Here is a 12,681-nt window from a genome sequence, read left to right as displayed (position 1 = left end):
GGTTATTCGTTACTAATATTCTTGTTTAGTAATACAGGGCAAAATTTTAATTCGAGTGCTCAGAGTTCTTTAGACTAAAATTCACTCATTGAGAATTCGAAGATAATATTTCAAATATCCTATTCAGTGAGGGGATGTACAAGAGCTATCTCTTTGCGGAGGGTCAAAAAATTCCGCCAAACACACTGCTTTATTCTATTCGCTGATAGGATTTTGCAAAATGGCAGGAATAACCCTACAGGTTTGGCTTACTGATGTGATCAAAAGCATCAACGAATGCTCAATCCAAAAACTACATCTTTTGTTGCTTAATAGCTGTAAAAGACAACAAGCGTAAAAACAAGCCCACTTTGAGTGAGGGAATACCATTGTGGTGACCCCACAAGGAGTTATGCTCAATATTTACTCTACCCAGCTTTTTTTCAAAAGCACCGTCATCGTCTTAGATGGTGTCTCCACGAGTTGAGCGAAGCCTTGAAAAGCACTGTTCCCAGGCTCTATAACGAGGCGATTTATTACTTCTTTCATTTTACATTGTAATTTACATTTGATACTTGCCCGATTTTCAAAGATCGGCAAGTATCAAATATTTAAGGTTTACTGCTCCCCAAGGTAAACTTCTTGATAGTTAGAGTATGAACTAGTCTGATTCCTCACAGTTCAAATAATATTTATTAGGCTATGATTAAATATCGATTAGCTTAAACAGGCGGCAAGCCCAATTCTTTCAAAAACTCATTATGAGCATCGGTATGTTTTTTTATGTCCTTGTTTACTGTCCGTAGTTCCGCATTTACTTCTTTGAGGTCTACCTTGGGCTCTGGCTTGGCGGTGCTCACATAGCGGGTAATGTTGAGGTTGTAGCCCTGTTCTTCTATTTCTGCCATAGTCACCCGCTGCGAATAGCGTTCTTCTTCTTTGCGGTGTTGGTAGGTGTCTATAATCTTAGCAATGTGGTCTTCGTTGAGGGCGTTTTGCCGCTTGCCCTTGTCAAAGTGCTCGCTGGCGTTGATAAAGAGCACATCGTTTGCCCTGGTACATTTTTTTAACACCAATATACACACGGGTATACCCGTAGAATAAAACAGGTTAGAAGGTAAACCAATCACTGTATCTATGTGGTTGTCTTTGAGCAGCTTGGTACGAATGCGCTCTTCGGCTCCGCCCCTAAACAATACTCCGTGCGGCAATATAATTGTCATAGTGCCATTGTCTGATAAGTAATGAAAACCATGCAACAAAAAAGCAAAATCGGCTGCCGACTTGGGCGCCAAGCCATAGCCCCTAAAACGAAAGTCTTCGGCTAGGTCGCTGCTAGAGTCCCAACGAAGGCTAAAGGGCGGATTGGCTACTATAGCATCAAACTTTGGCTTTTTAGCGGGGTTCATTTCATTGAGTACACCCCATTGATTGAGCAAAGTATCGCCGTGAAAGATGTCAAACTCGGTGTCTTTCATTCCGTGCAAGAGCATGTTCATGCGTGCCAGGTTGTAGGTGGTCACGTTTTTTTCTTGCCCATATATTTTGCCCGTGCTACCCCCTGCCTGCACCATTCTTTTTCTCACATTTAATAGCAACGAACCCGACCCGCAAGCAAAGTCAAGCACATGCTCTAGCTTCTTCTTTTTGCCCGCTGCGGGGTTTTGGCAATCTAGGGTCACTATCTCAGACAAAATACCAGAGATTTGTTGGGGCGTGTAAAACTCGCCCGCTTTTTTGCCCGAACCTGCCGCAAACTGCCCAATCAAATACTCGTAGGCATCGCCCAAGGCATCGCTATCGGTAGAGAACTCGGCAATGCCTGCGCTTATTTTGCTCACAATAGTACACAAACGTTTGTTGCGCTCAGTGGTGTTTTTGCCTAGCTTCTCTGAGTCGAGGTGAATCTCTGAAAACAAGCCTTGAAAGGCGCTCTCAAACGATTCGTTTTCTATGTATTTAAAACCCTCTTTCAAGGTTTTTAGCAAATCTTCGTGTTGGCTACGGGCAAGCTCCGAGATGCTCTTCCAAAGGTAAATGGGCTCTATCACATAATGCACCTTTTTGCGCATTTGCGCCTCAAACTCAGGCACATCGTCGGCGTTGGCAGCATACCATATGCTGAGCGGAGTACGGGTATCTTCTTCTCCGTCTAGCTTTGGATAGTCGCTCCCTAGTTCTCGCTTGGCGGCTTCTTCATAGTTGCTCGATAGGTACTTTAAGAAAAGAAACGAGAGCATATAATCTCTAAAGCTATCGGCATTCATGGCGCCGCGCAACTCATCAGCTATTTTCCAAAGGGTACTGCCCAATTGGTTATGTTGTTCTTGTTGTGTCATAATTTTTTCTTTTAGTCTATAGTTGGGAGTCGGGAGCTTCTACAAACTTGGCTTTTAGTTTATAGTTGGGAGCTACTTCAAGGTGCTAGGAACTAGGCGCTGGGTTCTAGGTTTTTACACCTTGCTCTACAAGCAACTACCCTATTTTATAGTACGTTGATTTTTAGCTGTTTATAAATTTGGTAGTCGAGGGTCGGTAGCTGGGAGGTAACAATCAATAGCTTCTATCATATTTGCAAATACAATACTTGCAGTAACAGGCTTAACTACTGACTAACCAACTTGGCTTAAAGCTGTAAAAGCTCCTGACTACTGACTCCCAACTAATTAGTCTCCTTTACCTATATGTTGGGCACCTCAAACTCGTATTTGTCTAAAAATGAGGTAAGCACCTTTCTGAATATTTTTTTGTTGTCTTCTACCATTTCTTTAGCCTCATATACTGAGTAGCCCCCGTGACTCATGAGTTGTACCGCACGATTAAACAATACTTCGTCCTCGTCTTGTGCCATATACTCTATACATTGTTGAAAACGTCGATAACCAAAAAAGGCGGCGACTTTCTCTAGCAAGGTTCTCAAACCGTTGAAGTGGTAAGTTTTGATGTTACCTGTGCTGGCTACGTGCTTGAGTTCGGCAAGCAATGCCACATGATGAAAAAACGGACTTTGATCGGTACCCTGTAGCAGATAGCCCCCTGCTTTTTTATGCAAGAAGTAGTTGGTTTTTCTTACCCTCAAGTCTTTTTCCATGATGTTGTAAAACAAAGCATGGTGGGTAGACACTACCACTTTTACAGGACTTGGATTGCTTTGTTCTTTGCCCCGTTCTTTGGCTTTTCCAAGCAATTGGGCTAGGTCGGTAGCTACGGTTATAGTATTGTTGTCGTCAAGCGACGAAATGGGGTCGTCTATATAAATATACTTCACCCAACTATAGGCATTTGTCAGCTCGTGGTCTTCTATGGCTATCTCGGCAATTGCCAAAAATATACACCATACAAATAGGTTTTCTTCACCTCGCGATACCTTGATAAAGTCTACTGTCTGACTTTGTTCTTCCTCGCTATCATTCACTTCCTCATTGTTGTTGGCTTCTTCCCCCTCTTCCTGTGCGTTGTTATCTGTTATTTCGTTCCTGCTAAATATCACCCGCCAATCTTCGTAGTCTATCCTAAAGTCAAAGTCTACATAGTTTTGTAAATACTTTTCTATCCTCACCTCTAGCGCCAAATCTTCAAAACCATCAAAAAATTTGGAATCTTTGTTCATTTGTAAATAACGCTCGGTATCGCCATCAAGATCGTTGTTCCAAACAAACAAATCTTCGGTATAGGCATTAAAATACAAGGTGTTGGTTTCAGGGTTTTGACGTCTATTTTTACTCAAATTTTTAAACTCCATCGACAGCCTTGTTTTGCCTGTGCCATTGTAGGCAAACAAGAGCACTAAATCTCTACTATTGAGTCGGTGTTGAATCGCCTTGGCTACTTCAGTTAAGTCTGCCTTTATTGGGTTGTTGTTAGATGATTGATTACTCATAATACTTAGCGGTTTATTTCAGGGAAAAGCTGTTGCATCAAACCTTTTTTGTGCTTGCCCAAAGCCCCTATTTTTTGCGCTTCTGCTGCTATTAAGGTGTCTAAAGAAGATAGACAATCGGCTATTTTTTGTTGTTCTTTGGGTGATGGGAATTTAATGGGCATTTCTGTAATCATTGCTTTTCTTACAGAATCAACTGAATTTTTTGCACTCATTTTCATTACCCTATCATAGAAGTATTGAGAAAAGTACATGAATATATACTTACCTAGAACTACCTCAGTAAAATCGTAGATAGCATATACACGTTGATGAAAATCAAATTTGCCTATGATGTAGTGGAAGTTTTTACCAACCCCCACACCATCACCTGAAGTTAATATTGCTTCTCCATCAAATGAGTATGAATCTATGCGTTCTACATTTTGTGACCGCACAAAAAATGGATACTGTCCATTGTCAACTTTATTCTTAGTGTCTTTATTTCCAGTAGTAACTTTAGCTATACTTCCCAACTCTTTCTCCTCCCACTCCCCATTTCCCTTAAACTCAGGAAAACGCAAACGCGGCACTTTTTCGCCTTCCTGTGGGAAAAGCTGTTGCATCAAACCTTTTTTGTGGTTGTTGAGACTCTCAAGTCTGGTTTCGTGCACCACAATCAATTGATCTAATGAGCGTAGGCAGTCAGCTATTTTTTGTTGTTCTAGTTTCTTGGGTATAGCTACAGGTATTCTCGAAAAGTTTTCGTAAAAAAGATAGTTTCTTATGCCACCTTCCACATTATTTCTAACAGTCGTATTGAAGTAATATGTATTAAAAAACTGCCAAAGAAAATGATTGTCAATATTATCTTCCGTTTGAAAACATACATACAATGAACTGATAATAATATTGTAAAGGTCTCCACTAAACCCAATAGAGCCTACATCAATCCTTGCAGGGTTATAAGCAAAAGTATTTCGTTCAATAATTTTATATAATGAAATATCATACCCTCTTTTACTGCTAATTACTCCTTCAAATTGCTCTTCTTGAGGAAGAAAACCCTCCTTGTTATTAATAGAGTAAACAGGCAATTTCTTGTTATCTTTATTCCTTTTAGATACCAGAATTGTAATGTCTCCCAGCCTCTTCTCCTCCCATTCTCCATCCTCTTCAAACTCAGGAAAACGCAAAGTGGGCACTAGTGGTTGGTTTGTTTTTTTAATCTTCATACGTCGATAATCCTGAAATTTCTTGCCCTTGGGCTAATTTTTTAAAATAAGGTACTAGCTTCTCCATCAAAGCAATCTCTTGCTTGCGGCGTGCTTTCCAGCCTAGCTCTAGGGGAGCCAACAAGTCGGTCAAGCGTTCGCCATCAAATATCATTCGGTTCATTACCTCGTCTACAAAAGCCCGCAAGTTTGCCACTTCTAGCCCAAACTCTACCGCTATGCCCGCCAGCTCTTCGGCTTGTTGGCTTGCCTTAAATGCCGCATAGCCTTCGGTAAGCTCTTGTCGGCTATAGCCACGCCCCCAATCCAGGCTATCTATGTATGCCTCTAGCACCTCTTGTTCGTCCATAAAGTTAGATTGCGACCTCAACAATTGCTTGATCTCCTCGCGGCTCATTTTCTCTTTGTTGGGCTTGTTTTGGGTGCTATCGGCAATCAAGCCCATAATGTAGTCGTAGTCTATCATCGCCGAAGCAAACAACACTAGTTCAAAGTCAAACTCTTGCCAGCTGTCGGCTTCTTCTTTGTCGGGTTTTTCGCGCTGGTTTTTATCTAGTTGTTTGGCGGTTTCCAGGTAGGCACTTTTATATTCGCGTAACCTATCGGTAGGCAATATTTGTTCAATCTGCGTTTTTTGTGTCTCACTCAAGTCAGTATATTGCTCTAGTTGGGTTTTGAGCCTTTGCACCTCCTTAAAGTTCTTCACAAAAGCAATGCGCGCCCCGTCGCCCTTGAGGTTATAAGCCTCTTGGGGTTCGTTAGACAGCCCTTGCCCTGCCATAAAATCGCCCAACTTTGCCACCGCCTCTTGGTAATGATCTATCACGGTGGGGGCAGCGTCTACCATCCACACCTCTTTGGCTTTTTGCTTGTGCTCACCCGAAAACAAAGCAATAGCTTGATTTACCGCACTTTGCTGCCCCCTAAAGTCCAAAATATTGCCATAGGGTTTGGTATCATTTAGCACACGGTTAGTGCGCGAAAAGGCTTGCACCAGCCCGTGGTACTTCAGGTTTTTGTCTACATAAAGCGTATTAAGGTATTTAGAGTCAAAGCCCGTCAAGAGCATATCTACCACTATAGTAAGGTCTACCTTTTGGTCTTGAGCATAGTCTCTATTGCTATACTGTTGGTCTTTGATCCGTTGTTGAACATCTTGGTAGTACAAGTCAAACTCGTTGATATGGTGGTTAGTGCCAAAGCGAATGTTATAGTCGGCAATGATGCCCTCCAGTGCCGCCTTTTTCTTTTCGGGCTCTTGTTGGTTGTCTGCCTTCTCTTGTTCCAGGTCGTCCTGAATCTGCTGAATATCTTTTTTGTTTTTGTCGCTGGCAAGTTGGGCAGGGGGCGAAAACACACAAGCAATATTGAGCGACTTATAGGCAGGGTCTACGGCTTGTTTTTGTATTTGCATTGCCTTGAGCAGCTCATAATAAGCAATGGCATCGTTGATAGACGCCGTGGCAAAAATAGCATTAAAACGTCTATTGCCCGTGGCACGGTCGTGCTTCTCTAAAATGGCATCGGCTATCACCTGGCGGCTAAATATGTTACCAGGTTGGGCATCTTTGCCTTCCTGGGTATAATAGTCTACATGAAAGCGCAACACGTTTTTGTTGTCTATAGCGTGGGTGATGGTATAGTTGTGCAGCTCTTTCTCAAAAATATCTTTTGTGGTTTTATAAGAAGCCTGCTCCCCTTCTATAGTTCGGTAGGTGGCGTTTTCTTCAAAAATGGGCGTACCCGTAAAACCAAACAATTGTGCCTTCGGAAAAAATTCTTTGATCGCCTTGTGGTTGTCGCCAAACTGCGAGCGGTGACATTCGTCAAAAATAAACACCAAACGCTTTTGACTCAAGGGCTTGAGTTGCTCCCTGTAGTCTTTTTTGGTGGCACCCGTCAGAGCAAGCCCTAGTTTTTGAATAGTGGTTACTATCACCTTATCAGCATAATCTTCAGACAACAGCCGCCTCACCAACTTGCCCGTGTCAGTATTAGCCTCTACGCTGCCCTCCTGAAACTTGTTAAACTCCATACGGGTTTGGCGGTCTAGGTCTTTGCGGTCAACCACAAACAAACACTTCTCTATGTCGGGGTTTTCTTTGAGCAGCGTAGACGCCTTAAACGAAGTCAAGGTTTTTCCACTGCCTGTGGTATGCCAGATATAGCCATTGCCTCGGTTTTGTTCAATGCAGTCAACTATAGCTTTCACGGCATACACTTGGTAGGGGCGCATCACCAATATCTTTTGCTCCACTTCTACCAACACCATATATTTGCTCAACATTTCGCCCAGGGTACACTTGTTCAAAAAGCGTTCGGTAAAAGGCTTGAGGTGGGTTATTTTTTTATTTTGCTCGTTGGCAAATTGGTATACAGGCAAAAACTGCTCGTCGGCATTAAAATTAAAATGCTCGTTTTTGTTGTTGGAAAAATAATAAGTATTGGTTTGGTTGCTCACTATAAACAATTGCATAAAGCACAACAACGAGTTGGTGTAACCATTGCCAGGATCGTTTTTGTAGTCTACAATTTGCTTCATTGCCTTGCGCGGCGACACATCGAGCCGCTTAAGCTCTATTTGCACCAAAGGTAACCCATTTACCAACAAAATCACGTCGTAGCGGTGGCGGCTCTCGGTGGTTTTCATCTGTAATTGGTTTACCACCTCAAACTCGTTTTTGCACCATTTTTTGGTGTTCACCAGATTATAATATAAAGGCGTGTCGTCGTCACGCTCAAAGTACTGTTGCTGGCGCAAAAACTTAGACGCCCTAAACACGTCAGCACTGATTAGGTCGCTTCTTAAGCGGGTAAACTCATCGTCGCTGAGGGTTACATAATGGTTGGCGTTAAACTTTTTTCTAAAGTTTTGATCTAGTGCTTCTCTAGTTCTAATGTCGTTGCGGTACGTATACTTTTGCCCAACGAGCAATTCTATAAACTTTTTTTCTATGTCCGATTCGTAGGTACTTTCCATGTAAATGTATCTGACTTTTGTATGATCAATAGCTTGATCAGTGGCGTACAAGCTGCGCAAGGTAATATTCCGCAATAAAATAATCCAAAGAGCGTAAATGTACACATAAAGCCCACCAATTTCAAACAGGTGGAGAGGGATCATTAAATTAAATATAGTTTCATAAAAACCACCCACTCTTTCTCCTCGTTTCCCTACGATTACCCACTACAATTGATTATATTTGTACTACACAATTACAAATAAAAATCCCCGCCAAAGTGCCTTTTAGTTTCCAGACCGAAAGCACTCAAAGCGGGGACCTATAAAATTGGATCAATATGCAAAATTCAACAATTTCCACAAGAAACCCAAACCAGATGTTAGGTTTGTGGGTAGAGGATGTGACTTACCCGGCACTGGGTGCAGGGCAGGTACAAAGTTATGATGCCCACCGTCATTCGTGTATGGTAGAGCGTTGGCAAAAGCCTGTCATCAATCACCTGAGTTTTAACGGGATACTCTACCCTTACCATCGTTTGCAACACGCCAGGTACCATTATGTGGGGCGCCATGGCAACGCGCTTTATTATGTGCACCAGGGAACAGTCTGGCGCATGGATTTTGAGCCCACTCCGGGTATTTGGTCAGTAGCAGATTTTGCCGGGGCGGGTACTTCTTTTTATGAGCGAAGGGCTTATACAGAAGCCATGCACCTGGAAGGCAGGGGCGACGAGCTCACCCACGACGAAGCTGAAATGCTGATTAGTTACTGGCAATACAGCGGCGAACTGGAAGGCTTGATTCCTTATCTGATTCCTTGTGAACACCACGAACGCAGCAGTCTGGGGCAGTACCTGAGTGAGCTCAGGCAAACGTATGCCATGGTGGTGGCATAGGATGCTGTTATCCCTCCCCAACGAATCATTGTTGGGGAGTTTTTTTAACCACAACTTCTATTTACTGACTGACTAACTGACCCACTTACTTCCATGAAAACAAGCGAACAAACAACTTCAAAGAACTTCACCACGGTAAAAGAACTGAATCCTGCCCGCCTCCCGGCATTTGAGGGCTTCTTTTATCCCGCCAGCATCTGGCTGGACAAGCACCTCAACCCGGTGGCAAAAAATCTGCTCGTGGAAATTTCTTTGCTGGAGCAACGTCCGTTGGGCTGCATTGCCTCCAATGAACATTTTGCGGCGACCCTGAATATTAGCAAGCGTTCGGCGGCCAGGTATATTTCGGAGCTTGTCAAAGACAACTACCTGATTTTATCAGGATTTGACGGGCATCACCGCCAGCTTCGGGTCAATTTTTCCCGGCTGGAACCTCGACAATTTGGCAAGGTTGAGGGACAAACTGGCAAGGTTCAAGGACAATTTGGCGAGGTTCAAACCACACCCCCATGCCAAAAAGAGCCCCCAACCATGCCAACTTGTCCACATAATGGTATCAGTAATGAGTCAACTAACAATATCTCTATAGAAGAGAAAGGGTTGCTTGAAAAAGAAAAAGCGACTGTACCACCTAAAAAGAAGCAGGCGCCTAAAACGGCAGAAGTTAAGGCAGCCAAAAAGCCAACGCCTAAAAAAACAAGCCTTGCCTCAAAAGTCAAGCTGCCTTTTGCTTCGGATACTTTCAAACAGGCGTGGGGCGACTGGCTGAAGTACCGCGCAGAGATCAAAAAGCCCTACAAATCGATGCTCAGTGTGCAACGCATTTTGGACAAGCTGGCGGGGTTTGAAGAAGCCTTTGCTCTGGAACTTATCGGGAAGTCGATTGCCAATGGCTGGCAGGGTTTGGTGTTTGCCAAAACGGGCGAGCAATACCAGGAGTGGCTGACTGCCAAACGTAAAAAAACGCAGGGCACCGGAACCCGCGCCCAACCTCAGCCCGATTTGATGAATGTTACCCGTCAGACCACCAGCATCTGCCACCAGTTGTCAGCGCTTGAAGCGCAACAGGCCAACTTCAAGGATTACCCGGCACATACCCTGGCGGTGCTTCACGGGCAACTGCAAAGCTTGTGGCGCAAAGCCCGGCAACTACAAATGTTTGGCAGCGAGATTTATAGAATCACTGCGCTGGGCAATGAAGTAAAACAACTGATCAATAACCAAGACAAATCAAACTAAAAACGAATGAAAGATTTAATGAATGAGATTACGCTTTACCTACAAAGCAATCAAACCTTTCCGGTAGACTTTGAGGCGTTTTGGCAATGGTGTGGGTATTCTACCAAACAAAAAGCCGAACAAATGTTGCAGAAAAACTTCACTCAGGGGATAGATTTCAACTTTAACCGCGAAGTTAAAGTTCAAAAGGAAGGTAAAAGGCAAGTAACCCGCAAGATCAAAACCTATCAATTGACGATTGACTGCGCCAAGTCTTTTGCCATGCTTGCCCAAACTGAAAAAGGGCGCGAAGTTAGACTGTATTTTCTGGAGTGCGAAAAACGACTAAAAGCACTGACCAGGGGCAAGAACAAACTTCAGATTCTCAAAGAAAGCGTGGAAACCCTGATTGACCATGAGGAACGGATCAGCGATTTGGAACAAGAAAGAGAAGATGCCAAGACCTATCTTGCCGCCATCAATAAAGCTCCTTCGCAAACCCTTTTTGTAGATACCCGCCGTGCCTTTGACCACCTCATCAAGTCTTTCGCTTTGGCGAAGGGAATACCACCCCAGGAGGTGTACGCTACTTTTTATCGTCAATTCTCCATAAGGTATCAGATTCAACTGTACCACCTTGCCCAAAAAGCCGATAAAACACCCATCGCCTGGATAGAAAGCCGGGGCTATATCACCCAGGCGTATGACTTGGCGAGGGAATTATTTGTGGAGTAAAGAAGGGGGCTTTTGCCCCTTTTTTATACGCTATAATTTATCTCCACCCTTGCCACCCATCACCCCAACCCAGCAAACCTACACTCCTATAAAACCCCTCTTTTTAGCCTGCTCATTCCTTGCTTAATAGCTGCCCAAACCAAACAAGCAAAAAAACTGATGGCTTTAAGATACACAGGCGATTGCCACGTGGCAGGCAGTCGCGCCGAAATACTGGACTTGAAAAATGGGACCAACACCACGGGCAGCAATCCTGATGTGCGCACGCTCGCACCGGGGCTGCTTGCCACGGTGACCGATGCCACGGGTGGGGCAGTGCAATTAGCTGCGGTGAGCACTTCACAGTTTGCCGCGCTTGCCGCCCAGGAAGATGGGGATGCCCCCTGGAAACCGATTACATACAACATTGACACCGATACGGCTACGGCACTGAGCTAAACGAAACTGTATGGAAGAATACAAATATTTTGACATTCGGAACGCCGCAGGAGAGGTTGCCAATATTTTGCTCTACGACAAAATCGGCATTGATGACGAAGGCAAGGGTATCTCCGGGCAACGGTTTGCAAAAGAACTGTACTCGCTTGCCCGAAGGTACCGCCGCCTCAATGTACGCATCAACTCGCCCGGTGGTAAAATCACTGACGGCTTGTCTATTTGCGCTGCCATTCTCAACATCAACCAAAGTACGCCTAATGTGCGCATTGATACTTATGTCGATGGGCTTGCCCTGAGCATTGCGGGGCTGATTGCGGTATGCGGCAAAAAAGTAGGCATGTGCAATTTTGCCAAATTGATGCTCCACAACCCTTTTATTGGAAGTAAAAACAGCACTGACCCCAACGAGGCAGGGCAACACGAAACCTTGATGCAGGTCAAAGAAATGTTGCTCACTTTGCTTGCTACCCGCACCGGGCAAAAAGTGGAAGATTTATCGTTCATGATGAATCAAACTACCTGGCTGAGTGCAGCTGAGGCAAAACGCCAGGGCTTTGTGGATGAAGTGTTTGAGCACCCCAAAAAGAAAAGCATGGCTACATCGGTGGCTGCCGCCGAAAACGATGTGGCAAGCCTCTTTGATATTTTCAATCAATACCCCATAAAATTTTTACCTGAACCTACAAATACAAATCACCCTATGAGTTTAACATCTGAACAGGCAGAACAACTTCGTAATGAGGTGCTGGGCTATAAAGGCGACCTGACCGCTGTCCTCAATGCCTGTGGGCTACCCACCGATGCCGGACGCGACGGTATTCTTGGCCATGTCGAAGGACTTCGCAACGAGATCAAACGCCTTAAATCGCTTGACCTCAAAATTGAAAGCTACAAAACCAATGTCGAAAACCTGGAAAACGAAAAGAAAAGGTTACACGACGAGGTAGCCGAAATGAAAAAACACGAAGCCATTGCCTTGGTAGAGAATGCCATCAAAGAAGGGAAAATTGCTCCGGTAAAAAAGGAAAAATGGCTTAACCACGCCTATGACAACTATGACATGGTGCGCGATACGCTTGCCGATATGCCTACCCACCCCAACCTGGTGAACAAAATCAAGGCTATGGGTACCAGCAACGAAGCCGGGGCAAATGCTGGTTTTGAGGAGTTAAGCTTTAGCGAACTGTCCAACAAGTTTCCGGAAAAACTGATGCTGATCAAAAACGAAAACCCAGTGCTTTACAAAGAACTGTTCCGCAAGGAATACGGTACCGAGCCAGTGCTCTAAGTTATACTTAAACAAAAATGGTTTTGAGGATGGACTTTGATTAATTGTCTGAATACCAACATTAATCAACC

At 44.1% G+C, this 12,681-nt stretch carries 9 protein-coding genes; 5 read left to right on the top strand and 4 right to left on the bottom strand.

Annotated features, from left to right (window positions below):
• Positions 1 to 701 precede the first annotated feature (701 nt).
• The 4 genes from M23134_RS04155 to M23134_RS04140 form a co-directional block, all read right to left on the bottom strand.
• Entirely contained in the window at positions 702 to 2,318 is a 1,617-nt protein-coding gene (locus tag M23134_RS04155) for a type I restriction-modification system subunit M (protein WP_002694126.1), read from the bottom strand.
• 341 nt (positions 2,319 to 2,659) lie between these two features.
• A complete protein-coding gene (locus tag M23134_RS04150; RefSeq protein ID WP_002694125.1) occupies positions 2,660 to 3,859 on the bottom strand; it encodes an AAA family ATPase in 1,200 nt (399 codons plus the stop codon).
• A 5-nt stretch (positions 3,860 to 3,864) separates the two neighbouring features.
• On the bottom strand, positions 3,865 to 5,073 hold the full coding sequence (locus tag M23134_RS04145) for a restriction endonuclease subunit S (RefSeq protein WP_002694124.1): 1,209 nt from the start codon (positions 5,071 to 5,073) through the stop codon (positions 3,865 to 3,867).
• Entirely contained in the window at positions 5,063 to 8,053 is a 2,991-nt protein-coding gene (locus M23134_RS04140) for a type I restriction endonuclease subunit R (RefSeq protein ID WP_045113030.1), read from the bottom strand. The genes M23134_RS04145 and M23134_RS04140 overlap by 11 nt, the downstream gene beginning before the upstream one ends.
• 320 nt (positions 8,054 to 8,373) lie before the next feature.
• Here M23134_RS04140 and M23134_RS04135 point away from each other — a divergent pair, with 320 nt between their 5' ends.
• The 5 genes from M23134_RS04135 to M23134_RS04110 all read left to right on the top strand — a co-directional run bounded on the left by M23134_RS04135 (position 8,374) and on the right by M23134_RS04110 (position 12,610).
• On the top strand, positions 8,374 to 8,931 hold the full coding sequence (locus M23134_RS04135) for a hypothetical protein (protein WP_075163989.1): 558 nt from the start codon (positions 8,374 to 8,376) through the stop codon (positions 8,929 to 8,931).
• A gap of 93 nt (positions 8,932 to 9,024) precedes the next feature.
• On the top strand, positions 9,025 to 10,170 hold the full coding sequence (locus M23134_RS04130) for a helix-turn-helix domain-containing protein (protein WP_002694121.1): 1,146 nt from the start codon (positions 9,025 to 9,027) through the stop codon (positions 10,168 to 10,170).
• Positions 10,171 to 10,176: 6 nt separating this feature from the next.
• The gene (locus tag M23134_RS39650) at positions 10,177 to 10,884 is read left to right on the top strand and encodes an antA/AntB antirepressor family protein (protein WP_002694120.1); all 708 of its coding nucleotides are present in this window, start codon (positions 10,177 to 10,179) and stop codon (positions 10,882 to 10,884) included.
• 159 nt (positions 10,885 to 11,043) lie between these two features.
• A complete protein-coding gene (locus M23134_RS04115; protein WP_002694119.1) occupies positions 11,044 to 11,322 on the top strand; it encodes a hypothetical protein in 279 nt (92 codons plus the stop codon).
• A gap of 10 nt (positions 11,323 to 11,332) precedes the next feature.
• Positions 11,333 to 12,610: a Clp protease ClpP gene (locus M23134_RS04110; RefSeq protein WP_002694118.1), complete on the top strand. Its 1,278-nt coding sequence runs from the start codon at positions 11,333 to 11,335 to the stop codon at positions 12,608 to 12,610.
• Positions 12,611 to 12,681: the final 71 nt, after the last annotated feature.

Origin of the sequence: Microscilla marina ATCC 23134 (genome assembly GCF_000169175.1) — a bacterium.
Lineage (GTDB): Bacteria > Bacteroidota > Bacteroidia > Cytophagales > Microscillaceae > Microscilla > Microscilla marina.
Note: the sequence above shows the minus strand (reverse complement) of the source record. Positions and strands in the feature narration are given on the sequence as shown.